At 62.4% G+C, this 24,721-nt stretch carries 23 protein-coding genes and 1 pseudogene; 12 read left to right on the top strand and 12 right to left on the bottom strand.

Annotated features, from left to right (window positions below; all coding sequences use genetic code 11):
- Positions 1–89: 89 nt before the first annotated feature.
- The 4 genes from ACS4RS_RS01885 to ACS4RS_RS01870 all read right to left on the bottom strand — a co-directional run bounded on the left by ACS4RS_RS01885 (position 90) and on the right by ACS4RS_RS01870 (position 4,374).
- Positions 90–731 (bottom strand): peroxiredoxin-like family protein, encoded by a 642-nt coding sequence (locus tag ACS4RS_RS01885; RefSeq protein ID WP_439008959.1) that lies wholly within the window; start codon positions 729–731, stop codon positions 90–92.
- Between the two features lie 319 nt (positions 732–1,050).
- Complete coding sequence (gene cysN, locus ACS4RS_RS01880) at positions 1,051–2,547, bottom strand: sulfate adenylyltransferase subunit CysN (protein WP_097627497.1); 1,497 nt, start codon at positions 2,545–2,547, stop codon at positions 1,051–1,053.
- Position 2,548: 1 nt separating this feature from the next.
- Positions 2,549–3,502: a sulfate adenylyltransferase subunit CysD gene (gene cysD, locus ACS4RS_RS01875; RefSeq protein WP_012556948.1), complete on the bottom strand. Its 954-nt coding sequence runs from the start codon at positions 3,500–3,502 to the stop codon at positions 2,549–2,551.
- 113 nt (positions 3,503–3,615) lie between these two features.
- Positions 3,616–4,374 carry a phosphoadenylyl-sulfate reductase gene (locus ACS4RS_RS01870; protein ID WP_439008960.1) on the bottom strand — a complete coding sequence of 253 codons (759 nt, stop codon included), beginning with the start codon at positions 4,372–4,374 and terminating at the stop codon, positions 3,616–3,618.
- A gap of 421 nt (positions 4,375–4,795) precedes the next feature.
- Between ACS4RS_RS01870 and ACS4RS_RS01865 the strand changes: the two genes are divergently transcribed.
- Complete coding sequence (locus tag ACS4RS_RS01865; RefSeq protein WP_439008961.1) at positions 4,796–5,242, top strand: Rrf2 family transcriptional regulator; 447 nt, start codon at positions 4,796–4,798, stop codon at positions 5,240–5,242.
- A gap of 71 nt (positions 5,243–5,313) precedes the next feature.
- Here ACS4RS_RS01865 and ACS4RS_RS01860 read toward each other — a convergent pair whose 3' ends face one another.
- On the bottom strand, positions 5,314–6,075 hold the full coding sequence (locus tag ACS4RS_RS01860; RefSeq protein WP_439008962.1) for a glucose 1-dehydrogenase: 762 nt from the start codon (positions 6,073–6,075) through the stop codon (positions 5,314–5,316).
- Between the two features lie 100 nt (positions 6,076–6,175).
- Between ACS4RS_RS01860 and ACS4RS_RS01855 the strand changes: the two genes are divergently transcribed.
- The 3 genes from ACS4RS_RS01855 (at position 6,176) to ACS4RS_RS01845 (ending at position 8,174) form a co-directional block, all read left to right on the top strand.
- Entirely contained in the window at positions 6,176–7,090 is a 915-nt protein-coding gene (locus ACS4RS_RS01855) for a LysR substrate-binding domain-containing protein (protein ID WP_439008963.1), read from the top strand.
- A 205-nt stretch (positions 7,091–7,295) separates the two neighbouring features.
- The gene (locus ACS4RS_RS01850; RefSeq protein ID WP_439008964.1) at positions 7,296–7,682 is read left to right on the top strand and encodes a DUF6152 family protein; all 387 of its coding nucleotides are present in this window, start codon (positions 7,296–7,298) and stop codon (positions 7,680–7,682) included.
- An 18-nt stretch (positions 7,683–7,700) separates the two neighbouring features.
- Positions 7,701–8,174, top strand: coding sequence for a DUF6644 family protein (locus tag ACS4RS_RS01845; protein WP_439008965.1), 474 nt, complete (start codon positions 7,701–7,703; stop codon positions 8,172–8,174).
- A 12-nt stretch (positions 8,175–8,186) separates the two neighbouring features.
- Here the strand turns inward: ACS4RS_RS01845 and betA are convergent, their stop codons facing one another.
- From betA to betI, 3 genes are all read right to left on the bottom strand, one after another.
- Positions 8,187–9,836: a choline dehydrogenase gene (betA, locus tag ACS4RS_RS01840; RefSeq protein ID WP_439008966.1), complete on the bottom strand. Its 1,650-nt coding sequence runs from the start codon at positions 9,834–9,836 to the stop codon at positions 8,187–8,189.
- Positions 9,837–10,039: 203 nt separating this feature from the next.
- The gene (gene betB, locus ACS4RS_RS01835) at positions 10,040–11,503 is read right to left on the bottom strand and encodes a betaine-aldehyde dehydrogenase (protein WP_439008967.1); all 1,464 of its coding nucleotides are present in this window, start codon (positions 11,501–11,503) and stop codon (positions 10,040–10,042) included.
- A complete protein-coding gene (gene betI / locus ACS4RS_RS01830; RefSeq protein ID WP_439011771.1) occupies positions 11,500–12,120 on the bottom strand; it encodes a transcriptional regulator BetI in 621 nt (206 codons plus the stop codon). The genes betB and betI overlap by 4 nt, the downstream gene beginning before the upstream one ends.
- A gap of 158 nt (positions 12,121–12,278) precedes the next feature.
- Here betI and ACS4RS_RS01825 point away from each other — a divergent pair, with 158 nt between their 5' ends.
- From ACS4RS_RS01825 to ACS4RS_RS01810, 4 genes and pseudogenes are all read left to right on the top strand, one after another.
- Positions 12,279–12,827 carry a DUF308 domain-containing protein gene (locus ACS4RS_RS01825; RefSeq protein WP_439008968.1) on the top strand — a complete coding sequence of 183 codons (549 nt, stop codon included), beginning with the start codon at positions 12,279–12,281 and terminating at the stop codon, positions 12,825–12,827.
- A 185-nt stretch (positions 12,828–13,012) separates the two neighbouring features.
- Positions 13,013–13,255, top strand: a complete 243-nt coding sequence (locus tag ACS4RS_RS01820; RefSeq protein WP_003587881.1) for a ribbon-helix-helix domain-containing protein — start codon at positions 13,013–13,015, stop codon at positions 13,253–13,255.
- A gap of 114 nt (positions 13,256–13,369) precedes the next feature.
- A pseudogene (locus ACS4RS_RS01815) lies at positions 13,370–15,267 on the top strand (GGDEF domain-containing protein).
- A 150-nt stretch (positions 15,268–15,417) separates the two neighbouring features.
- Positions 15,418–16,416, top strand: coding sequence for a zinc-binding dehydrogenase (locus ACS4RS_RS01810; RefSeq protein ID WP_439011772.1), 999 nt, complete (start codon positions 15,418–15,420; stop codon positions 16,414–16,416).
- Positions 16,417–16,515: 99 nt separating this feature from the next.
- Here the strand turns inward: ACS4RS_RS01810 and ACS4RS_RS01805 are convergent, their stop codons facing one another.
- The gene (locus ACS4RS_RS01805) at positions 16,516–17,937 is read right to left on the bottom strand and encodes an MFS transporter (protein WP_449313852.1); all 1,422 of its coding nucleotides are present in this window, start codon (positions 17,935–17,937) and stop codon (positions 16,516–16,518) included.
- A gap of 102 nt (positions 17,938–18,039) precedes the next feature.
- Here ACS4RS_RS01805 and ACS4RS_RS01800 point away from each other — a divergent pair, with 102 nt between their 5' ends.
- Positions 18,040–18,663, top strand: coding sequence for a helix-turn-helix transcriptional regulator (locus ACS4RS_RS01800; protein ID WP_439008971.1), 624 nt, complete (start codon positions 18,040–18,042; stop codon positions 18,661–18,663).
- Between the two features lie 28 nt (positions 18,664–18,691).
- Here the strand turns inward: ACS4RS_RS01800 and ACS4RS_RS01795 are convergent, their stop codons facing one another.
- Positions 18,692–19,912 (bottom strand): MFS transporter, encoded by a 1,221-nt coding sequence (locus ACS4RS_RS01795; RefSeq protein ID WP_449313851.1) that lies wholly within the window; start codon positions 19,910–19,912, stop codon positions 18,692–18,694.
- 1,298 nt (positions 19,913–21,210) lie between these two features.
- Here ACS4RS_RS01795 and ACS4RS_RS01790 point away from each other — a divergent pair.
- The gene (locus tag ACS4RS_RS01790) at positions 21,211–22,218 is read left to right on the top strand and encodes an asparaginase (protein WP_439008973.1); all 1,008 of its coding nucleotides are present in this window, start codon (positions 21,211–21,213) and stop codon (positions 22,216–22,218) included.
- On the opposite strand, the gene ACS4RS_RS01785 is transcribed toward ACS4RS_RS01790, so the two are convergent.
- Positions 22,219–22,974 (bottom strand): DeoR/GlpR family DNA-binding transcription regulator, encoded by a 756-nt coding sequence (locus tag ACS4RS_RS01785; protein ID WP_449313850.1) that lies wholly within the window; start codon positions 22,972–22,974, stop codon positions 22,219–22,221.
- A 140-nt stretch (positions 22,975–23,114) separates the two neighbouring features.
- Here ACS4RS_RS01785 and ACS4RS_RS01780 point away from each other — a divergent pair, with 140 nt between their 5' ends.
- Positions 23,115–23,471 (top strand): hypothetical protein, encoded by a 357-nt coding sequence (locus ACS4RS_RS01780; RefSeq protein ID WP_003587870.1) that lies wholly within the window; start codon positions 23,115–23,117, stop codon positions 23,469–23,471.
- Positions 23,472–23,740: 269 nt separating this feature from the next.
- Positions 23,741–24,361 (top strand): glutathione S-transferase N-terminal domain-containing protein, encoded by a 621-nt coding sequence (locus tag ACS4RS_RS01775; RefSeq protein ID WP_439008974.1) that lies wholly within the window; start codon positions 23,741–23,743, stop codon positions 24,359–24,361.
- Here ACS4RS_RS01775 and ACS4RS_RS01770 read toward each other — a convergent pair.
- On the bottom strand, positions 24,346–24,711 hold the full coding sequence (locus ACS4RS_RS01770; protein ID WP_439008975.1) for an MmcQ/YjbR family DNA-binding protein: 366 nt from the start codon (positions 24,709–24,711) through the stop codon (positions 24,346–24,348). The genes ACS4RS_RS01775 and ACS4RS_RS01770 overlap by 16 nt on opposite strands.
- Positions 24,712–24,721 lie beyond the last annotated feature (10 nt).

Genomic DNA, 24,721 nt, shown 5'->3' with positions numbered 1-24,721 from the left:
AGGTCGTTTTGATGATCTACCGCCCAGTCGTAGAGGGCCAGGAACGCACTGCGCAACCGAGCAGTGCGTGTCGAGCGCGTTTTTCGCTGTTAAAGCGCGACTTGCGAAGCGACCGACATCAATTCCTGGGAATTCGGTGCCTTAAATGTCTGGAGCCCGGCCTCGAGAACTTCAGTGAAGCTCCAGCGCACGATGCCCTCCCGGTCTATCAGGAACTGACCGACAAGCTGCCCGTGGTCGGCGGTCATCATTTGCTCATCGGCTTCCGTAATTTGATATCCTTCCTTCTCGTTAAGAAAATCGTCCATTGCCATCACGCTCATCGGCTCGGGCAACTCGCCCGGAAGATCGATCCGTATCGCCATGACCGCGTCGATCCCGATCTCGCGTAAGCCGAAGGCTTGGTGCGAAGCCCGTGCCGGGTCGGACGCAGCAAGTAGATCGGGTATCGGATGGTAACGGAAATAGAGCCGCGCGCGTTCGACCGGGGTGTTTACAACAGCCAGGGATTGGACGCCTTTCTCACGCAGCATCGGGTTGAGATATGCCATGGCCGCGACATGGCGCCGGCAGAACGGGCAATGCAGGCCTCGAAACAAACCGATCAGCAATGGGCTGCGGCCGCGAAAATCGTCAAGTGCGATCTTCCCCTCGCGCGAGATCGCATCGAACTCAACATTCGGGACCCGGTCGCCCGGTTGTAGCGGATGGTCGACATAGGGTGTGGACATGGACAACCTCCTCGCTCGGGGATCAGTCGAGCAAAGGCGCCACGTCAAGTGCTGCGAGGTCGAGATTGAGCGTTGCAGACGACCTCTCGTCTTACCGCACCGCCAGGATCCGATCTAAGAATGAGCCCACATGAGCCCGTGAGCAAGCGGCAACCAGCGAATCGTGAATTGAAAAAGTCCGTTTTCTGCAAAACTCTGATTTTTTAGCGGCCGTAGAGACCGACACAGAAAATTGGCCGCTCGACAGGGAATCCGCCAGCCCGCAGCCTGCGGGTTCGGCCTCTCATAAGGGGCCAGTCTTGCTGGCCCCTTGTCTATATCAGATATCGCTTGCAGCGCTCGACCAGAGGTCGGCCGCCTCGGCCGCCGTCATGCGCCGCACTTCGGCTTCATGGCTGCGGCTGGCGAAGAGTTCGCTGGCCATGATCTGCTCGGCAAGGTCGGCCGGCAGCGAGAGGATGACGCGCCCTTCGCCATTGTGCAGGCCGCCGAGTTCCGTGCGCTTGCCTGTCACCATGCCGCCGGCGACCGTGTTGTTGGTCTCCGGGTCGATCAGGATGAAGGAGCCGGACAGCCGGTTCTGCTCATAGGGGTCGAAGATCGCCGCCTCGTCGAAGACAAGCCGGACTTTGCCGATGGCGTTCATGTAGAGCCGCTGGGCGGCAGTCCAGGTGCCGGTCTTCAGCTCGAGCTGGCTGAGCGGCTGCACCTGAACGCGCTGGCGGCGCGAACCGCTCTTCAGCCAGTAACGTTTTCCGGGCTCGATGCCCTCGGGCTGCAGTGCGACGATCTGCGCGTCGAAGGCAAGGCCGACCTGCGGCTGGGCGTCGATCGAGACGATCATGTCGCCACGCGCCACATCGACCTGCCGGTCGAGCACCAGCGTGATCGCATCGCCGGCGACGGCCGCATTGCGCACGAGATCGAAGGTGACGATCTTGGAGACATTGGCGACCATGCCCGACGGCAGGATCATGACGCTGTCGCCTGGTTTGACCGAGCCGCCGGCAACCGTGCCCTGATAGCCGCGGAAGCTTTCGCCCGGGCGCGACACACGCTGCACCGACAGGCGGAAACCGACCGTCTGCGACGAGCGCACGGTCGCAAGCTCCAGCGTCTCCACCAGCGTCGGGCCGCTGTACCAGGGCATGGCCGCCTGGCCGGAATAGACGACGTTTTCGCCCTTCAGCGCCGACATCGGAATGGCGGTGATCTGCTTGACGCCGAGCGACAGGGCAAATTCCCGGAATTCATGGCTGATCTTGTCGAAGCCGGCGCGATCATAGCCCGTCAGGTCGATCTTGTTGACGGCAAGCACGAACTGCTTGATGCCGAGCAGCGAAGCGATCGTCGCGTGACGGCGCGTCTGTTCGAGAATGCCGAAGCGCGCATCGACGAGCAGAATGGCGAGATCGGCGGTCGAAGCACCCGTCGCCATGTTGCGGGTATATTGCTCGTGGCCGGGCGTGTCGGCGACGATGAAGGAGCGCTTGTCGGTCGAGAAATAGCGATAGGCGACATCGATGGTGATGCCCTGTTCGCGCTCGGCCTGCAGGCCGTCGAGCAACAGCGCGAAGTCGGGCAGGCCGAGATCGTTCTGCTTGCCGGTGGAATCGCGCTGCAGCGTGGCGGCCTGATCTTCCTTGACCGCCTTGGTGTCCCAGAGCAGGCGGCCGATCAGGGTCGACTTGCCGTCGTCGACGCTGCCGCAGGTAATCAGGCGCAGCGGGCGCGTGTCGCGCTGGGCCTTCTGCGGCTCGGCGGCGGGCAGGCTGACGACGGTGGCGGCCGAGACGGCGGTTTGGGCTGCGGTCATCTCAGAAATATCCTTCACGCTTCTTCTTTTCCATGGAGCCGGACTGGTCGCGGTCAATGGCGCGGCCCTGGCGTTCGGACACCGTTGCGATTTCGAGTTCGGCAATCACCTCTTCGAGAGTGGTGGCCTGTGAACGGATGGCGCCGGTGAGCGGAAAGTCGCCGAGCGTGCGGAAGCGGATCATGCCTTCCTGGCGCACTTCGCCGGGCAGCAGTTCGAGGCGCGGATCCTCGGCCAGGATCATCATGCCGTCGCGCTCCACGAAGGGCCGCTTCTTGGCGTAGTAGAGCGGCACCAGCGGAATGTCCTCGGCCTGGATGTAGCGCCAGATATCGACCTCCGTCCAGTTCGACAGCGGGAAGGCGCGCACGCTCTCGCCCTTGCGGATCATGCCGTTATAGACGTTCCAGAGTTCCGGCCGCTGGTTGCGCGGGTCCCAGCGATGGTCGGGCGTGCGGAAGGAATAGATGCGCTCTTTGGCGCGGCTGGCTTCCTCGTCGCGCCGCGCACCGCCGAAAGCGGCGTCGAACTGGCCGGCATCGAGCGCCTGGCGGAGGCCCTCCGTCTTCATTATGTCGGTGAAGGCCGCCGATCCATGGGTAAAGGGCGTGATGTTTTCGGCCGCACCGCGCGGATTGATGTGCTCGATCAGGTCGAGATCGTATTTCTTCGCGGTCTCGTCGCGGAAAGCGATCATCTCCCGGAATTTCCAGCCGGTGTTCACATGTAGGAGCGGGAAGGGCACACGGCCGGGATAGAAGGCCTTGCGCGCCAGGTGCAGCAGCACCGAGGAGTCCTTGCCGATCGAATAGAGCATGACGGGACGCTCGAATTCGGCGGCAACCTCGCGGAAGATGTGGATGGATTCGTTTTCCAGCGCCTTCAGATGCGGGTCGAGTGGCGCCTTGGCGCTCTGGGGATTGCTGAGTTCCGTATCCGGACGGCTATCGGGCATGTTTTACTCCAGACTGTCGATCCTTTGCGGTTTGCCGCAAAGCAGTTCCTGATGCTGGCTTTCCCATGGCTGCGGCGGTGGCCGCGCCCGGGTTCGGTAAGCCGTGAAGTTGATTATTGTGCGGCGATGACAGCGGCCTCTTCGGCGACATGCAGGCCGCATTCGCGCGTCTCGTCCTGCTCCCACCACCAGCGGCCGGCGCGTTCCGGCTCGCCGGGCTTGATTGCCCGGGTGCAGGGCTCGCAGCCGATCGAGGGATAGCCGCGGGCATGCAGCGGATTGACCGGCACGCCGTTGTCGGACACGAAGGCCTTGATTGCCTCCAGGTCCCAATCGGCGAGCGGATTGACCTTGAGGAGGTGCCGTTCGGCGTCATATTCGGCAAAGGGCGTTTCGGCCCGGTTGGCAGATTGCCCCCGGCGCAGGCCGGTGATCCAGATCGTCGCACCCTCGAGTGCACGCGCAAGCGGCTTCAGCTTGCGCACGCCGCAACAGGCATGCCTGGCTTCGACGCTCTCGTAGAAACCGTTGAGGCCGTACTGCGCCGCATAGGCGTCGATATCGGCCTTCTCGGGCTCGTAGCGTCGGATCTCCAGGTCGTACTGGCTTTCCGTCTCGGCAATCAGCGACAGCGTCTCGGCAAACAGTCGGCCGGTCTGCAGCGTCGCAATATCGATCGGCAGGCGGTGCGCGCCGATCTCGGCGGTGATCACCTGGTCCTCGATGCCGAGCGAGGTGGTGAACACCACGCGGCCGCCGAGGCCGGAAACCAGCGACAGACGTCCGGCCAGGTCGAGACCTGCCAGCCTGTCGTTCAGCGCCTCGGCTGCCGCAATCGGCCCTTCTTCCGCAATCGTATTGATAACAGTCATGGGAATCCTGTCCTTTGTTGACCGGAGTATCGCAGTTCAATCCCGGATCGGACAGAAAAAGGGATTTCGAAAGCTGCGGCCGCAGGAGCAAATATCTCTCCGAAGCTGCCGCAATGCAAAAAAACAGCCGTCTGAGAGCAAGGATCCCGGCCAACAGCCGTTATCTCTATAAAAAGAGTAGACTTACACGCGGCCTGTCAATCCGTAATCTGAAGTGAAGCCGAAAAAGGTGCAGAAAGGGCGGTTTAAGCGTAGATTGTGACAGCTTGGCCGAGAGGCAAAAACAAGGCCGAAAATGCTTAGTCCTCAAGGCTTTCTCCGGCGCGTTCAAATTCCGTTCATGCTGGTTGTGCCATAGAGGAAAAAGTATTCCTGAAGCAGTGCGGGAATTTGCGCCGCCTGTGTGTGTCGATGGTCTGAGATGATAACGCAAAAGGCGAAATACGCGCTACGGGCGCTGACGGCTCTGGCGGATGCCGATGCCGGCGAACCGGTGATGATTTCCGACATCGCGGCGCAGCAGAAGATTCCGAAAAAGTTCCTCGAACAGATCCTGCTCGACTTGAAACATCACGGCATCGTCGTCAGTCGGCGCGGCAAGCAGGGCGGTTATCTCCTCTTGAAGTCGGCCGATACCATCACTTTCGGCGAGATCCTTCGCATCGTCGACGGCCCGATCGCCCCGTTGCCCTGCCTGTCTATTACCGCCTATCGCCGGTGCGACGATTGCGAAGGCGAACAGAACTGCCAGATCCGCCACGTCTTCGCCAAGGTGGCCGACGCCACCCGCAAAGTGCTGTTCTCGACGACGATCGCCGACGCCGCCCAGCCCGCCCGCACCGCCGAAGTCACCCGGCTGCTGGCCTGAGCGGCTTCGGCCGGCTTTCCCCGGTGCTGTCGCGCGTCTTTTGCGCGGGCAGCGAGACAGGTATCTCCACCCTACGGGCGGAGACCTCCTATCGTATAACCGCCATCGACGGTGATTTCTTGCCCGGTCACGAAGTCGGCATCATGGGAAAGCAACCAGGCGACAGTACCTGCGATATCCTCTGACGTTCCATTTCGCCGAAGCGGTGTGTGGGCGGCAAGCCTTGCGGCAAAAGCCGGATCGATAACATCATCCGCCATCGGTGTGAGAATAATCCCTGGATTGATGGCATTGATCCTGACGTTGCGAGGTCCTTGCTCCGCCGCCAGGGTCCGCATCATCGCGAGCAACGCCCCCTTCGTGCTGGCATAGGCTCCAGCACCCGGCATCACGCCGGCTGCTGTCCACGAGGCGTTGATGAGAATGCTGCCGCCTTCCAGGAAGGGCAGGCAGTGTTTGATCGTGAAGAAGGTGCCCTTGAGATTGGTGGCGATCAGCGCGTCGAAATCGTCTGCGTCCGTCACTGCCAACGGTTTGAATTCGCCGAGAACTCCGGCATTGGCAAAGACCGCATCCAGCTGTCCGAAGCGTGCGATCGTCTTCTCGACAATCGCCGCGACTGCGTCATTGTCGGCGATATCGCCGGCAATTGCGATGGCCGCGCCGCCTGATGCCTCAATCTCTCCAAGCAGTCGATTGATCGGCTCGGGGCGGCGTCCGACGAGGACGAGTTGGGCTCCTTCCGCCAGCAGGCGAAGGGCGGCAGCCCGGCCCATCCCCGTTCCAGCACCTGTAATGAGAACCGTTTTGCCGATGAACCGGGTTTGCGTCATGTCTCGCTCCTTGAATGATTGCGTCGAGGCGGTTGTAATTCGAGCATTTCCTCATGATAATTGGAGAAAATACGCGATCATTTAAAAGAAGAAGTATCGAATGGGTCTCTTTCGTTCCATGCAGGTATTTGTCACAACCGTCCAGGAAGGCTCGATGAGCGCGGCATCGGGCAAGCTCGGCATATCGCCGGCAATGGTCGGGCAACACGTCGCCGCACTGGAGGAACGGCTGGGTACGCGCCTCCTCAACAGAACCACGCGTCGGCAGAGCTTAACGGATTTCGGCAAGAGTTATGTCGAGCAGTGCCGGGATATTCTGGAGCGCGTGGCCATTGCGGATCAGGACGCCGAGGCATCGCAGACGAAACCGCGCGGCCTCTTGAAGGTCACGGCGCCGACGACGTTTGGGGCGGAGGTGTTGATGCCGGCTTTGCAACGCTACCGAGAGATCGCTCCCGAGGTGACGCTGGATATTACCTTGACCGATCGCAACGTCGATATCGTCGAGGAAGCTTTCGACATCGCGATCCGCATCGGGGACCTGCCCGACAGCCGCCTCATCGCCCGTCAGCTCGCTGCCTATCGAATGATGATTTGCGCGTCGCCGGATTACCTTGCTCGACATGGAAGTCCTGTCCATCCAAGCGCGCTTTCCGGCCATGAAGCCATCGGTTTTACCCCGGCGGCACGCTCGCCGTGGAGGCTCTCGAAAGGCATGGATGAGGTCGAGGTCGCGCCCAGGCTGTCGATCACCGTCAATAGCGGTCAGGCCGTGCGCATGGCCGCTCGTGCCGGTTTGGGCGTGGTTATGCAGCCGGCCATTTTGCTGGCTTCGGATATAGAGGTCGGCCATCTCGTCCAGCTCTTTCCAGATTGGCATTTGCGTGAGCGGCCTATGTCACTCGTCTACCACCGGGATCGGCGCATGACGCCACGCGTGCGAAGCATCATCTCATTCGTCGTTGCGGAGTTCGGAGCGGAATCTGTGGGCCTGGCGGATCGTCCTGACGAATGACCGCAATCGGCGGATACCGCTGAAAACCCGATCAGGCTTCGCCAGCGTCCGGTACGCATCGGCCGGATATTGTTCGCAGTGACGATAGAGCGATGGCCGAAGTCAGGCGGGGAGGGGCGATCGCTTTCTTCAACATTTGGTGAAATGCCTTTCTTCGCCCATGCGGTGCTCCACCTGCCAGTCCATTCGGGTAGGGAGAACAACCATGTTTGCACTTTCGACAAAGCGTGTGCTGGCTGCCGTCGGTCTGTCGGCCGCCCTTGCCACAGGCGCTGCCGCTCATCACGGATGGTCCTGGGCCGAAGCGGACCAGATCGAGCTGCGCGGCACCATCGAGAAGATCTCGATGGGCGGGCCGCATCCGACCCTCGATGTCGCAACCGCCGATGACGGCCTGTGGCGCGTCGAACTCGGCAATCCGCGCCAGACGGAACGTTCCGGCTTCGTCGAAGGCGTTGCCAAACCAGGCGACCAGGTGACCGCCCTCGGCAACCGTTCGCAGGATCCGCAGGAGAAGCGGATGAAGGCGGTGCGCATCACCATCGGCGAGAAGCGCTACGATATCTATCCCGAACGCATCCGGACGAACTGACCTGGGGCGAACCGAGCCGTGATCGACATTCTCGAATGGCTGTCGGCCACCGCACCCGCGGTCGCGTTCCGGCGCTCCGCAACACTCTACATGTCCGTCAATACAGGCCATATCCTGGCGATCGGCCTGCTCGTCGGCGCCATCCTGCCGCTTGATCTGAGGCTCGCCGGCTTCTTCCGCAAGGTGCCGGCGGAGATCATTGCGCCGTTTCTCTCCCGTGCGGCGGGCATCGGCCTTGCCGCGGCCATTCTCACCGGCTTCTGCCTCTTCAGCGTGCGGGCGGCCGAATATGCCGCCAATCCCGCCTTCCTCGCCAAGCTCTGCCTGATCGGGCTCGGCCTGCTCAACCTGCTGGCGGTTCATCTCGGGCGAGGCTGGAAGACGCTGGTTTCAACAGGAATCGTCCCGCCCAGCCTGCGCCTCGCCGCCGCCCTGTCGGCCGCAATCTGGATCGCCGCCGTGGTCGCCGGGCGGTGGATCGGATTTCTCTGACGCCGAGGGTGTCTACCGATCGCTGACCGCCGCCCGCGGATTGACCCAGGGCTCCTGGTTCGAGCGCGCCAGCGGCTGTTTGCCGAGGATGTGGTCGGCGGCCTTCTCGCCGGTCATGATCGAGGGGCCGTTGAGGTTGCCGTAGGTGACGTGCGGGAAGACCGAACTGTCGGCGACGCGCAAACCGTCGACGCCGATCACCCGGGTCTGGGGATCGACCACCGCCATCGGATCGTCCTTGGCGCCCATCTTGCAGGTGCCGCAGGGGTGATAGGCGCTTTCCAGATGCTCGCGCAGGAAGGCGTCGATCTCTTCGTCGCTCTGCACACCCTCTCCGGGCTGGATCTCTGCCCCGCGATAGTCGTCGAAGGCCGCTTGCCCGAAGAGCTCGCGGGTCAGCCGCACGCAGTGGCGGAATTTCTCCCAGTCCTCGGCATGGCTCATATAATTGAAGCGCAGCACCGGGTCGGCCTTCGGGTCGGGCGAGCGCAGCGTCACGCTGCCGCGCGATTTCGACAGGTTGTAGCCGACATGCACCTGGAAACCGTGGCTTTTGGCCGCCGCCTTGCCATCATAGCTGATCGCCACCGGCAGGAAATGGTACTGGATGTCGGGCTGCTTCAGTCCGGGTGCGGAGCGCAGGAAGGCGCAGGCCTCGAACTGGTTGGAGGCGCCGAGCCCGCCCTTCGACAGCAGCCATTGCGCGCCCGCGACCCCCTGCCAGAACCACGGCAGCCAGGAATAGAGCGACACTGGCTTGGTGCTGACCTGCTGAAAGTAGAATTCCATATGGTCCTGCAGGTTGGCGCCGACGCCGGGCCGGTCGGCCTTCACCTCGATGCCCATCTCCTTGAGATGCTCAGCCGGGCCGATCCCCGACAGCATCAACAGCTTCGGCGAATTGAACGAGGAGGCCGAGACGATCACCTCGCGGTTGGCCTTGACCACCTCGATCCTGCCATTGCGCTCGATCTCGACGCCGGTCGCCCGACCGTCTTCGATCACAATCCTTTGCGCAAAGCCGTAAACGATCTCGACATTTTTCCGCTTCAGCGCCGGTTTCAGATAGGCGTTGGCGGCAGACCAGCGGCGGCCGGAAAAGATGGTCTGCTCCATCAGCCCGAAGCCTTCCTGCTTCCTGCCGTTATAATCCTCGGTGGTCTCGAAGCCCGCCTGTTTGCCGGCCTCGACAAAGGCGCGGAACAGCGGATTGGTGAAACCGCCGCGCTGGACATGCAGCGGCCCGTTTGTGCCGCGCCATCCCTCCTCGCCGCCATGCGAATGCTCCATCCGCTTGAAATAGGGGAGGACATCGGCATAGGCCCAGCCGCTGGCGCCAAGCTCCTCCCAGCGGTTGAAATCCTCGGCATGGCCGCGCACATAGACCATGCCGTTGATCGAGGAGGAGCCGCCAATCACCTTGCCGCGCGGCGCGGTGATGCGGCGGTTGTTGAGGTTGGGCTCCGGCTCGGAGAGATAACCCCAGTTATAACGCTTCATGCTCATCGGCCAGGCAAGGGCCGCCGGCATCTGGATGAACGGCCCGAAATCGCTGCCGCCCGCCTCGATGACGAGGACGCTGTTCTTGCCGTCTTCGGAGAGGCGATAGGCAAGCGCCGAACCGGCGGAACCGGAGCCGATGATGACGAAATCTGCTTGCATGGTCTTATCTTTCTCGATTTGCCCTTCGTCCGGCTGCTTGTTCGCCGGGCCTGCCCCTCATCCGGCTGGCGCCACCTTCTCCCCCCTCGCGGGGAGAAGGGATATGCCGCACCGTTTCGGCATTCTTGACCGCCCCGTTTGTCACGTCCCCTCTCCCCGTTTACGGGGAGAGGGTTGGGGTCAGGGGCAGGATCTTGCGGCCTTTAATACGGCGCCTGCACCGGCCCCATGCCGACGTAAACCGTTTTCAGTTCGGAGTAATGCTCGAGCGCGGCCAGCGAATTCTCCCGGCCGAAGCCGGATTGTTTCGAGCCGCCGAAGGGGATCTCCACCGGGCAGAGATTATAGGTGTTGATCCATAGCGTGCCCGCCTCCAGCCGGTCGACGACGCGGTGGGCGCGGGTGAGGTCGGCGGTGAAGACACCGCCGGATAGGCCGAACTCGCTGGCATTGGCGCGTGTGATGACCTCGTCCTCGTCGTCGAAATCGAGCACCGACATCACCGGTCCAAAGATCTCTTCCCGGGCGACGGTCATGTCGTCGGTCACGTCGGCAAAGACGGTCGGCTGGATGTAATAACCTTCGCCGGAGACATTGTTCGGAATGCCGCCGCCGGCGACAAGCGTTGCCCCTTCGGCCTTGCCCTTCTCGATATAGGCGACCACCTTCTCGCGCTGCGCCCAGGAGACCATCGGGCCGATCTGCGTCGCCTCTTCAAGCGGGTCGCCGATCAGCATCGCCTCGGTGCGCGCCTTCAGCCGCTTCAGGAATTCGGCCTTGATGCCTTTCTGCACGAAGACGCGGGTGCCGTTCGAGCAGACCTGGCCTGTGGAATAGAAATTGCCGAGCATTGCGCCACCGACCGCCGAATCGAGATCGGCATCGTCGAAGACGATGAGCGGCGACTTGCCGCCGAGTTCCATCGTCACGTGCTTGAGATTGCCGGCCGCGGCCGCGGCCACCCTGCGCCCGGTCGGCACCGATCCGGTCAGCGACACCTTGGCGACATCGGGATGATTGACGAGCAACGGCCCGGTATCGCGGTCGCCCTGGATGACGTTGAAGAGCCCCTTCGGCAGCCCCGCCTCGTGCAGGATCTCGGCGATCTTCAGGGCGCCGAGCGGCGTGTTTTCCGAGGGCTTGAACACCATGGCATTGCCGCAGATAAGCGCCGGCGCGGCCTTCCAGCAGGCGATCTGCTGCGGATAGTTCCAGGCGCCGATGCCGACGCAGACGCCGAGCGGCACACGTTTGGTATAGGCAAAATCCTGGCCGAGCGGGATATGTGAACCGTTGAGGCCGGCGGGTGCAACGCCGCCGAAGAATTCGAAGGCATCGGCGCCCGAGGTCGGGTCGGCGACGATCGTCTCCTGGATCGGCTTGCCGGTATCGAGCGTTTCCAGTTCCGACAGCGCCCGGTTTCTCTCCCGCATGATGTCGGCAGCGCGTTTGAGAATGCGCCCGCGCGCCATCGGGCTCATCGCCGCCCATTCCGGCTGGGCGCGTTTGGCCGCCGCAATCGCCTTCTCGACGATCGCAGGCGTCGCCGCATGCAGCCGGGCGATCACCTCGCCGGTAGCCGGATAGAGGCTCTCGATAACGGTGCCGTCGGTGTCCTCGACATATTCGCCGTCGATGAAGTGCGAAGCTTTCGGCTGGGCTTTCATGTCATTTGTCCTTGGCTGTTCGATGTGGTTGCCCCATCTTCCCTGGAAGGGGAGGCGCTGGCGAGAAGCGCATTCAGATAATCCTCCGTCAGCGCGATCGAGGCTTCGATGCCGATCGGCGCCGATTTCAGACTTTGCCTGATGTAGAGCCCGTCGATCATCGCCGCAGCGCCCTCGGCGATGCGTTCTGCGGCGTCGGCGGGCAGCAGCGCCTTGAGATCGGCAAGCAGGTTGGAGCGCAGCCGGCGGGCATAGATCACCAGCAAGCGCCGCGTCTCCTCCGAGCGTTGCGCTTCCGCGTAAAAGGCAAGCCAGGCGGCGATCGTCTCGGGCGCGAACTGGTCGGCATGGAAGTTGACCCGGATGACGGCGGACAGCCGGGCACGCGGCGTCTGCGCCGCCTTCAGCGCCGCCACCGTATCGCGGCGCAGCTGCCTGAGAAGCGAGCGGATCGTCTCGATCAGCAACTGTTCCTTGCTGCCGAAATAATGATGGGCAAGGGCCGGCGAGACGCCGGCCTTGCGGGCGATGTCGGACATGGTGACGGCAAGCGAGCCGTGATCGCCGATCACCCGCAGTGCGGCATCAACCAGCGCCTTGCGGCGCACCGGCTCCATTCCGACTTTCGGCAAAGCGCCATCTCCCCTATGAATTCTCGACAAGCATATTTTTGATTGACTGATCAATCAATAAAAATAATCGCTGAATTGATTTCGCGCACATCTTTTCCGGAAGAACTGGGGCAACATATTCGAAGTTGATCAGGAGGTGTGCTATGACCAGCGTCTTCAACGAAATGCCCGCATCCTCACTGCGGTCGAAATGGGCATGGTTCCTCGGCCTCGGCGTGCTTCTTCTTATCTGCGGCCTCATCGCTCTCAGCAATCTTTTGATGGCGACCGTTGCCTCGGTCTTTTATGTCGGCATGCTGATGCTGGCAGGCGGCGTCATCTATCTCGTCCACTCTTTTCAGTTACGCCGTTGGGATCAAGTGCTCTTCTGGGCCCTGAGCGGCGTCCTTTATGTGCTTGCCGGCATCTGTGCTTTCATCAATCCTATCTTCACCTCGGCGGCCCTGACCCTGTTTCTGTCCATCGCGCTGCTGGTGGCCGGCATCTTTCGTCTCTGGGTTGGAATGCGGATGCGACCGTTGAAGGGCTGGCGCTGGATCGTTGCCAGCGGCGTCATAACGGCGCTGGCCGGCTTTGTGATCGCCCTGGGCTGGCCGGTGAACAGCCTATGGATCCTCGGTCTTTTCCTCGCCGTCGATCTCATCGTCCAGGGATGGACGATGATCGCCTTTGGCCTTGGCTTGCGCAGTTAGCCTTTGTCCGGTCGTTTCCTTTTTGACAAGGTCATGAGAGGGGATTAGACTTTAAGGATTAAGGGTGGGTCCGTACATGCGGACCGTCCTTGCGCCAAGGCACCGGCGACCTCGCCGCGACTGCTGAAATGGTGATGCGTCCCCCAAAGGCAGGGTTCTGCCTGAATAAAAAAGGGAGGAAGTTCATGCCGATGGTCACCGTATCCATCTCTCCGCAACAGGCAGCGGGCATCCGCGCCGCCGTCGACACGGGCGGCTATGCCTCGAGCAGCGAGGTCGTCCGCGAGGCGCTCCGTCTCTGGGATACCGCCCGCAAGCTCAACGAATTCCGCGACGATGTCCTCGATGACGAGGGCGCTCCGTCCGGCGGCAGATGTGTCGCCGACATGTTCGCCGATCACGAGGCCGAACGCCGCCGCTCCGCCTGACTAAGCGCCTGATTGCATTCTAGAATTCAAAGTGAACGCGGAACGCGTGGCGGTGGCCTGCGTCTTTCACAAAACTTTCATATTGGCGAAAGGGTTCATTGATCCTTCCGGGGCATCTTCCTGACCAAGAAGAACAAGGCACAGTGGAGATCAGCCAAATGAAGAGCGGGACTTCCCTGGCCGCTACCGTCGAGCCCGGCGTCCTGCGCCGCTATGCCAGCGACCAGATCGTCACGCTTGCCAAGCTCGTGGTCGAGAACGCCTTTCAGCCGATCGTCGAGGCCGGCACCGGCGCGGTGTTCGGTTACGAATCCCTGATGCGCGGCCAGGAGCGCATCGGCTTCGATACGCCGGTCGACATTCTCGATGAGGCCCATCAGGCCGGCCAGCTGCTGCAGCTCGAGCAGATGCTGGCGAGCCGCGCGCTCGCCAGATTCGCCACCCTGTCGAATTTCTCCAACTCGACGCTGTTCCTCAATCTCGACGTCAGGCTGATCCCGCATGGCGAACGCCTGGTCGAGAGCCTGCTGCAGCACCTGCGGAAGGCCAATATTCCGCCGTCCTCCGTCTGCTTCGAATTCTCCGAACGTTTCGACAATACCAGTGTGCCGGAATTTGCCGCCCTGGTTTCCAAGCTGCGCAAGGCCGGTTTCAAGCTGGCGATCGACGATTTCGGCGTCGGTCACGGCGAGATGAAGCTGCTTTGCGATTATGCCGTCGATTATCTGAAGATCGACCGCCATTTCGTCGCCGAGATCGACCGCAGCCCCCGCAAGCGCCATCTTTTGAAGAGCATCGTCAACATCGCCCATGTGCTCGGCACCCGCGTCATCGCCGAAGGCATCGAGACCGAGGCCGAATTCATCGCCTGCCGCGAATATGGCGTCGACCTCGTCCAAGGCTGGTTTATCTCCCGCCCGACGACGCATATGTCGGAGCTGGCGCCGTCCTTCCCGCATCTGCAGGAGCTCGGAAAAGCCAAGCGCGGCAGCCAGTCGCTCGACGAAATACTCATCCGCAAGCAGATCGAACTCCTGCCGACGGTTTACGAGAACGACAGCATCGACAGTGTCTTCGAACTCTTCCGCCGCAATCCGCGCCAGGCTTTCTTTCCCGTGCTCAACGCCAATAGCGAGCCGCGCGGCATCATCCACGAGCAGCACCTCAAGGAATATATCTACCAGCCCTTCGGCCGCGATCTCCTGAAGAACAAGATGTATGAGCGCAGCATCTCGCATTTCGTCGAAGTGGCCCCGATCGTCGGCCTCGACAGCGATGCCGAGCATTTGATGGCGATCTTTGCCAATATGGAAGGCAGCAACTGCCTGATCCTTACCGACAATATGCGCTATGCCGGCGTCGTCTCCGCTGCCTCGCTGATCAAGGTCATCAACGAGAAGCAGCTGAAGACAGCCCAGGACCAGAACCCGCTGACCGGCCTGCCGGGCAATCGCGCCATCCGCGATTTCATGCGCCAGTCCGGCCGCGACGGCGATGAGGTCCGCCATTTCTGCTACTGCGACTTCGACAATTTCAAGCCGTTCAACGATGCTTACGGCTTCCATCTCGGCGATCATGCGATCTCGCTGTTTGCCGCGCTGATGCGCCGCTATTTCTTCGCCGAACGCCACTTTCTCGGCCATGTCGGCGGCGACGATTTCTTCATCGGCGTCGTCGGCTGGACCAAGGAGGAACTGACCGAAATCCTCGACCGGCTGATCAGCGATTTCCACGACGACGTGCTCGATCTCTATTCCGACGAGCACCGCGCCGCCGGCCGCATCCTCGGCCACGACCGCAGCGGCGCCGAAGCGCTGTTTCCGCTGATGCGCTGCTCGATCGGCGTCATCGAACTGCCGGAAGGTCTCGTCATCGACGATATCAATCGCGTCAGCGCCGAGATCGCCGTCATCAAGTCGGCCGCCAAGGAGAGCGAAGAGGGCCTCGTCTTCTTGCCATCTCCTGCAGCACCGCGCGTCTTAGACGCGCAAAGGGTGGGCGAGGCGAATTGACGCCCTTGCCATATCATGCCTTCCCAAGCCCGCGGGGCTGACTTATTTCCTTGGCGCAGAGCATTTCCAGCAAAAGTGTGTAGCGGTTTTGCGTCCGGAATGCCCGATAGATGCGTCAGGGAGGGCCGCGCCATGTCACTGCCTCAGGAAATGTCATTGCCACAGGAAATGCGTTTCGTCGATCTGCCGTCCTTCGGCGGGCCGGAAGTGATGACGATCGGCAGGCGCCCGCTTCCGGTGCCGGGTGAGGGACAGGTGCTCGTCCGTGCCGAGGCAATCGGCGTCAACCGCCCCGATGTCGCCCAGCGCCAGGGCAGCTATCCCGCGCCTAGGGATGCGAGCCCGTTCCTCGGCCTGGAACTGTCGGGCGAAATCGTTGCGATTGGCCCTGGTGTCAGCGGCTACCGCGTTGGCGACAAGGTCTGCGGCCTCGCCAATGGCGGCGCCTACGCCGAATATTGCCTGCTGCCGGCCGGCCAGATCCTGCCGTTTCCGAAAGGTTATGACGCGGTGAAGGCCGCGGCCCTTCCCGAAACCTTCTTCACCGTCTGGGCCAATCTCTTCCAGATGGCCGGGCTGACCGAAGGCGAGATCGTGCTGATCCATGGCGGCTCCAGCGGCATCGGCACGACGGCGATCCAGCTCGCCCGCGCCTTCGGCGCCGAGGTCTATGCGACGGCCGGCTCAATCGAGAAATGCGCGGCCTGCAAAAGGCTCGGCGCCAAACGCGCGATCAATTACAAGAGCGAGGATTTCGCCGAAGTGATCAAGGCCGAAACCGGTCAGGGCGTCGATATCATCCTCGACATGATCGGCGCCGCTTATTTCGAGCGCAACCTCGCCTCACTTGCAAAAGACGGCTGCCTGTCGATCATCGCCTTCCTCGGTGGCGCCATCGCCGAAAAAGTCAATCTGTCGCCGATCATGGTCAAGCGCCTGACGGTCACCGGCTCCACCATGCGCCCGCGCACGGCCGAGGAAAAACGCGCGATCCGCGACGACCTGCTCTCCGAGGTCTGGCCGCTTTTGGAGGCCGGCACCGTCGCCCCCGTCATCCACAAGGTCTTTGCCTTTGAAGAGGTCGTCGCAGCCCATCGGCTGATGGAAGACGGCAGCCATGTCGGCAAGATCATGCTCAGCGTCGGCTAGAGCATGATGCCGAAAAGTGTGAGCGGTTTTCTCAAGACATCATGCTCTAACTCTTTAATTTAGAACAGGATTCAGATTTCAGGCCAACCGGGCCTAAAATCATCCTGTTCTAAGTGACAGTGACACGCCGATGGCAAGAACGCCTGGCAGCGCCATCAGCAGATAGAGCCAATAGGCTGCCGACAGCGCCCCGGATATGCCGCCCGGATCGACGAGGCCGGCGCCATTGGCAATGAGGCCGGCAAAGGCCGCACCAAAAGCGCCGCCGAGCGAACTCATCGTCGGGATCGCCGCCGACGCCTTGTCCTGTTCGCTGTCGGCGACGAGCGTCAGGACCATGGCGACGAGATGCGCCCAGCCGAGCCCGACGCCGAAGCCCATCATGAACATGCCGACTGCCGCCGGCACGATGAAGAGCATATGCGCTTGCGGATTGTCGCGCGCGAGAAAGACCGCCAGCGAAATGGTCGCCGCCGCCTCGATGAACGCGCCGGCAATGATCGCCGCCCGCGCGCGGCCGCCGCTCAGCGAGCCGCTGAGGAAGGCCGAAGATGTCCAGCCGAGGGCGACGAGCGCCACCAGATAACCGGAGACAAGCGGCGTCACCCCGTGCAGCACCTGCAGGAAATAGGGAATGAAGACGTCGCTGACGAGCACGACGGTCATGGCAAGCATCGTCAGGTAGACCCGCGCAATCGGCCTGGAAAGGCCGACCGCGCCGGAGGGAAGCAGCCGGTTCGGGCTTCGGCCTTCGATGAGGAGCATACCGATGACCGCAGCGATCGAAGCCGCGATCAAAGCGATTTTCGCGGCCGTTATCTCGATTGTCCCGGCGGTGCTGACCATCAGCACGGCGCCGAGCAGCAGCCCGATCTGGGTAACCGGCGTTTTCGTTTGGTCGCGGTCGTCTTCGACCTCGGGCAACAGCCGCGGCGCCAGAACCGCCATCACCAAGCCGAGCGGCACCAGCACGATGAAGGCGTAGCGCCAGTTGCTGCCGGCGGAGAAGAAGCCGCCAAGCGTCGGCCCGATAACGGTCGCCACACCCCAGATCGCCGCATAGAGCGTCGACGCCTTTGTCCATAGCGGCTCGGGATAGACGAAGCGGATGAAGGCATAACCAAGCGCGGCAAGCGCGCCGGTGCCGAGACCCTGCACCGCGCGTCCGATCAGCACCACCGCCATCGACGGTGCGGCTGCGGCAATCAGGCTGCCGAGGCCGAAGACCAGCGCGGCGATCACATAGATGGCGCGAAGCCCGATCCCCCGCGGCCGCATGGCGACGAAAATCGAGCCGAGCACGGCGGCGGCGACGAACAGGCTGGTGACCCAGGAAAACAGTGCGAGCCCGCCGATATCACGCACGATCGAAGGCGCGATGGTCGCCATGATGTAAGTCTCCACAGCGTAAAGCATGACGCCGCCGGCAAGCATCGACGTTGCCGGCAGGTGCTCGGGCAGAAACAGGCGGAAGAGGGAGCTGGTGGTGGGGATGGCTGCAGTCTGGTCGATATCGGACATGGGATGATCCCGAGATTTTTGCTGGCGAGGAATAATTTTCCAAGTTATAATTTGGAAAATTACACGCTGCCCGGATTAAAACAAGATGTCCCTTGGAAAAATATGCGCCAATCACCCGCCAACCGAATCCTGATCCTGATAAAGACCGATGGCCCGCAGCTTGGCGCCGCGATCGGCGATGCGCTCGGAATTTCGGGCGAGGCCGCCCGCCAGCAGCTCGCCAAGTTGGCGGAGCAGGGGCTGGTGGAGCCGGTTACCGTCGGCGCCACGGGCAGGGGCCGGCCGCGTCAGCTCTGGCATCTCACCGCCGCGGGCAACCGCCAATTCCCCGACGGCCATGCCGAACTGACGGCAAACCTGCTCGGCACGCTGGTCGAACAGCTTGGCCCGGCAGCCCTCGACACCGTCATCTCGGCTCGCGAGGCCGAGACGCTGCGGCGCTATCGGCAGGAGCTGGAAAGTGCCGGCGACCTTGCCGCGCGTGTCGAAGGCCTTGCCGCCATCCGCACCCGCGAGGGCTATATGGCCGATCACTGGCAGGAGGCGGACGGCTCCTTCATGCTGGTAGAAAACCACTGCCCGATCTGCGCGGCGGCCACCGCCTGCGCCGGCTTCTGCCGTTCCGAATTAGAAACCTTCCGCGCCGCCCTTGGCGCCGAGGTCGAGCGCAGCGAACATATCCTCGCCGGCGCGCGGCGCTGCGCCTATCGCATCACGCCGCGTTGAGGCGGAGCACATGCAGGCTGCTCGCGCTTCACGCCGGCTGCCGCGCCTGCCGCCTGGCGCTTTCGAGATAAAGCAAGACCCCGATCGACGCCACGCCTGCGGCCGCGCCGACGAAGGCGGTACCGGAATAGTCGCTCACCGATGTGCCGAAGGCGAAGAGCCCGGCGGCGATGCCGGTGCCGATGAAGGTGTTGAGCGAAATCAGCGAGGTTCCGAGCCCCGGCCGGTCTGCGATCAGGTCCTGCAGATAGGTGATCGGCACGCTGAGGATTGCCGCGGCCCCGCAGGCGTTGAGGAGAAGCAGCGCATAGATATGCCAGGGTGCCGAGGCAAATCCGAGCAGCAGCAGATAGGCACAGTAGATCAGCGCGCCGAGGGCGAGCACATGCACGGTGCGGAACCGCCGCTGCGCCATGCCCCACATCATCATGAACGGCATTTCGAGAAAGGCCGTCAGGCCGGCGATGAAGCCGACATCCACCACGCTTCCATTAGCCGCATGGGTGATGATCAGCGGCAGCAGCATGCTGTTTAACCGCTGCAGACCGAAGAGCAGCGCCATGACGATGACGCGCACCAGCACAGAGGGCATGAAGATCCGCTTCAGCGACGCCAGGAATCCGGGCTGATCGGGGGCGGGACCGGCCGTGCCGTTTCCGGGCGCGAAGAAGAAATACAGGCAGAAACACGTGCAGCTTGCCAGGGCGGCGATCCCGTAAGCCGGCGTCATCGACGGCGAATTGACGAGATAAAGGCCGATCATCCCCGGCGCCAGCGCCCACGAGCCGGAAAACAGCGCCCGCACCGTCGCGGTGATCCCCGCTGCCTGGCCGCGATCCATCTGGTTGGTCCTGGCGCGCAGGCTGGCAAACAGCAGCGAATAGGTGGAATTGCTCATCGGCACCAGCAACAGCGTCGAGACGACGAAGACGGCAGGGCTGTGAAAGATCGCGATCGACCCGAAGCCGAGCATGCCGGCGACCGAAAGCCCCAACACCAGCGGCCGCCGCTCTTTCAGCCTGTCCGACCAGATGCCGAGCGTCAGGCTGGTGGTGACGTTGACGATCGCCGAGAAGAAGATCAGCGCCGAATAGGTGCCGTTGCTCAAGTTGCTGAGGCCCAGTTCGTTGATCCCGATGATCGACTGATAGGGCGCGGTCGAAGCATAGGTGAAGGCGAGCGCCACAAGCGTCACGGCCGGAATGCGGATCCTTTTGTCGCGCAGGATTAGGGAAAAGCTGGATGACATGGGAGCGGTTCCTGATGCATCACCTTTAGCCACATCCGATACATCAGAGAAACGATAGTTTTCGATCGTTTCCGTCAATTCCTGTGATGATTGTTCGCTTCAGATTTGCGCCATCAAATTGGAAAGCCAGAAATCGATCTGGCCCAAGGGCAGAACGTTTCCGAGGAAACCGACCAGAACTGACGCAATCGATATTAAGGCCAACCCCAGAAGCGCTCCAAGGATGATTCCAGTGCTTGTCCTCGTGGGCCGGCGCGCCAGCCAGCACGCCAGGCAGAGAGAGGCGACCGTGAAAAATACCCACAATATCGACTCTGAAATGGATAGGTCGGATTGCAAAATAATTCCTTCGATGCGAACTGGGTTGCAAGATAGCGTGCCGATGCGCCTAACCTCAAGGTCTGCTTTTCACACCAGGCGGACAAAGCTGGCGCGCCCCGAGCAGCCTCATCAATAACGGCTCGATCCAGGCTCACGATCTGGGATGACGGAGGTTGAGGCTCGACCCGCGGTGGGCGCAATTATCCCCCTAAACCGCCCCAGCATTGCGGTTCTTGCTGCAGAAGCCCACCCCACACTCCGTCCTCCTCGGGCTTGACCCGAGGATCCAGGGCCCCGCCCGCGGCAGGTATGAATCCGAGACACAAGGCCGCCGCGGATGACGGAAGATATGGGCTCGCTTCGGCGTAAATGCCCGCCATGGTCTGGCCGGTTGACTCTGCCAATCTTCTACTCTTATTGCTCGCCGGGGTTGTTTATTGGATGGGGACGATGAAATTTCGCATTCTTGGCGCTGTCGCGCTTTCTTTCGCCGTTACAGGTTGCACGCACACTGCCCCTGACGGTAGGCCGCTCATTCAGCACTTCTTTCGGAATCTTGTGATGAACGGATGTGGTTTCCAGATGACATGGGAATCGGCGAGAGAAGCTACAGAGACTTTTAAGCCGGTCATACCGACCGACAGAGAGCGCATGACTGACCGAGGCCTTATGAGAGCTGCAATCGCGGTTTGTGGCAAGGTGAAACCCGGAAGTAAGAGCAAAGCCATCGAAGTCCAGGTTCCGGACAGTGGCGGTACCATGCGGAAAATTGTTGTTGAAAGAGAATAAGCGAGGACTGCTCCCCACGCTCCGTCCTCCTCGAGCTTGAGCCGAGGATCCATGCTGCCACCGCTGGTGGATGCGGTGTGGATGCTCCGCTCAAGGCCTGGATGGCGGAGGCTGCGCCAAATCCCGTTGGCTTTCGCGCCGCGACGCGTTATGCCTGCCGCACCCCGCCAGCATCCGGATGAGAGCTCATGACCAATCCCGTCACCGTCGAAGTTACCCGTGGCCTGCTCGTCGAAAGCCGCCATCGCGGTTCGGTGGCTGTCGTCGATGGTGACGGCAAGCTCGTCTTCTCGCTCGGCGACATCGATGCCGCCGTCTTCCCGCGTTCTGCCTGCAAGGCGATGCAGGCGCTGCCGCTGATCGAGAGCGGTGCGGCCGACGCCTATGGTTTCGGCGACAAGGAATTGGCGCTCGCCTGCGCCTCGCATAATGGCGAGGACGAGCATGTGGCGCTTGCCGCCTCCATGCTGTCGCGTGCCGGCCGCAATGCCGAGGCGCTGGAATGCGGCGCCCATTGGTCGATGAGCCAGAAGGTCCTGATCCACCAGGCCCGCGCGCTCGCTGCACCGACCGCGTTGCACAACAATTGCTCGGGAAAACACGCCGGCTTCATTTGCACCTGCTGCCATCAGCATATCGATCCGAAGGGTTATGTCGGCTATGAGCACCCGCTACAGGTGGAGATCCGCGCGGCGATGGAAAGCCTGACCGGCGCCGTGCTCGGGGCCGAGAGCTGCGGCACCGACGGCTGCTCGATCCCGACCTATGCCGTGCCGCTCAAAAGCCTTGCCCACGGCTTTGCCAAAATGGCGACCGGCGTCGGCCTGGAACCCTTGCGCGCCAAGGCGTCCCGCCGGCTGATCGAGGCCTGCATGGCCGAGCCCTTCTATGTCGCCGGCACCGGCCGCGCCTGCACGGAGCTGATGCAGATCGCCCCTGGCCGTATCTTCGTCAAGACAGGCGCCGAGGGCGTCTTCTGCGCCGCGATCCCGGAAAAGGGCATCGCCATCGCCCTGAAATGCGAGGATGGCGCCACCCGCGCCGCCGAAGCCATGGTGGCGGCGACACTTGCCCGTTTCTTCGAGACCGAAGACGAGGTGCATGCCGCCCTGACGGCCTTTGCCGCAACCTCGATGCGCAATTGGAACGGCATCCATGTCGGCGATGTCAGGGTTACGTCCGCCTTGACCGAATGACTATGCCACGGCGATCGTGCTGTTGAGATCGCGATAGGGTTTCAGCCGCTCGGCCGGCATTTCCGCCGGCACGATCAGTCCTGCCACCTCGGAAATTCCAAGCACCGGGCAGGGCGAGACGAGGTCGAACTTCTCCTCCGTCAGCAGCACATGGGTTTCGGCTGAGCAGCGGGCGATATGGCGTTTGATCGCCGCTTCCTCGAAATCGCCGGTGGAAAGCCCGTGCACGGGATGGGCGGCCGTCACGCCGAGGAAGAACAGGTCGGGGCGCAGCTGCGAGATCGCCGCCGCCGCCGCCGCGCCCGTCGCCACCATCGAATGCTTGTAGAGCCGCCCACCGGCAAGGATCACCTCCGCCGTTGGGTGGTGTTCCAGTTCGGCGGCGATCGTCGGGCTGTGGGTCGCAACCGTCAGCGGCATGTCGCGCGGCAGGTGCCGGGCGATCTCCTCCGTCGTCGTCCCGCCGTCGAGAAAGATCATCTGGCCGGGCTTGACCATCGCCGCCGCAGCAGCCCCCAGCCGCGCCTTGATCTCCGACAAAACGCTCCGCCGCGCGGTAAAATCGGGCAGCTCCGGCGCCAGCGGCATCGCGCCCCCATGCACGCGTTTCAACAGCCCCTCCGCCGCCATTTCGCGGAGGTCGCGCCGAATCGTGTCCTCCGAAAGCGAGAAATCCTCGGCGACGCGCTTGGCGATCACCTGGCCGTCACGGCGCAATATGTCGAGGATGAGGGTTTTGCGTTGGGACGTCAGCATCGGCTCTCTGCACGAAATTGAACACAATGACCCGATATTGCACGAATAGACTCGACATTCAAGGAATATCGTGCATTTTCACGAAATCCCGTGCATGAAGCCGGGAGTGCTCACGCAAAAGCGGAGCGATGGAGTGGATGATGTTGATATTGATTGCCGGGCCCTACAGGTCGGGAACGGGAGACGACCCGGAAAAGATGGCCGCCAACCTGAAGCGGCTGGAGGAACCCTCGCACGCACTGTTTGCTGCCGGCCATGTGCCGATGATCGGCGAATGGGTGGCCCTGCCGATCTGGCACGCCGCCGGCGGCAAGTCGGTCGGCGATGCGCTTTACGAAGAGATCTTCCACCCGGTCGCCGGCCGGCTGCTGCAGCTCTGCGAGGGCGTGCTGCGGCTGCCGGGCGACTCCAAGGGGGCCGATAACGACGTGCGCATCGCCAGGGAGCGCGGCATCCCGGTCTGGCACCGGCTGGAGGATGTGCCGGGCTGCGGCTGAGGGCGCGGCGAGTTTGTGCCATGCATTTGCCCCTCACCCTAGCCCTCTCCCCGTAAAAACGGGGAGAGGGGACGTGCCCTGCGAAAGGTCTGCGGGGGACCGAGAGGTCGCGGCGTGTTCCCTTCTCCCCGCGAGCGGGTAGAAGGTGGCGGAAGCCGGATGAGGGGCGCGCCACGGCACGCCGGTCATTGGCGACATGTCGCATCTTCCCCCGGTTCCGGCGCACGCATCCCTGCGCTATACCACCTCCCGAAAGGGAGACGAGAACCATGCTGACATTGTATTTCGCGCCGGGAACCTGCGCACTCGCAAGCCTGATTGCCCTGGAGGAATCCGGCCTCGCCTTCGAAACGAAGAAGATCAGCTTCGCCAATGGCGAGCAGCGCTCGCCGGACTATCTGAAGATCAATCCGAAGGGCCGGGTGCCGGCGCTGGTCACCGATCGAGGCGTGCTGACGGAAACGCCGGCGATCCTCGGCTTCATCGCCGAAAGCGCGCCGGCCGCCAAACTGGCGCCGCTCGGCGATGTCTTCGACATGGCGCGGCTGCAGTCCTTCAACAGCTATCTCTGCTCGACCGTGCATGTGAACCATGCCCATCGCCCGCGCGGCTCGCGCTGGGCCGACGATCAGGCGGCACTCGAGGCAATGAAGGCCAAGGTGCCTGAGAATATGGCCGGTTGTTTCACCCTGATCGAAGAGACGATGTTCAAAGGCCCGTGGGTGATGGGCGAGAGCTATTCGATCGCCGATCCCTATCTTTTCGTCATGACCGGCTGGCTGCCGTCCGACGGCGTCGATCCTGCCCGCTTCGTAGAGGTGAGCGACCATCACGCCCGCATGCTGCAGCGCCCGGCCGTCCAGCGGGCGCTGGCCTACGATCGCGGCTGATATCCGAAACGGGCAGCAAGCTTCCTCGGCGCCCGGAACAGCCAGGCGCCGATGAGCCGCAATCGCAATTGCTCGTCGCCGATCACGGCGGCGCGCACCGGCAGATGCGGCCAGCCGATATAATGCGCGGTCTGAAAATAGATGTCGGGCGCCATTTCGAGCAGATGATCTTTGTCGTCCAGACTTATCGAGATGACGATCGTCTCGGCGTCCTTCACCGCAACAAAGCTCTTTCCCGCGACCTTCAGCGCCGGGTTGCCATAAGAGGTGCTTTCCTCAACATCGAGCAAACCGGCTTCCGCAGCCAGCCTCTTGAGGCGCTCAAAAATCGCATCGACGTTGCCGGTCATTATCTCGCCT

This window comes from Rhizobium sp. F40D2, from assembly GCF_051810745.2.
Classification (GTDB): domain Bacteria; phylum Pseudomonadota; class Alphaproteobacteria; order Rhizobiales; family Rhizobiaceae; genus Rhizobium.
The sequence above is the reverse complement of the archived record's forward strand: the minus strand, read 5'-3'. Positions and strand labels throughout refer to the sequence as shown.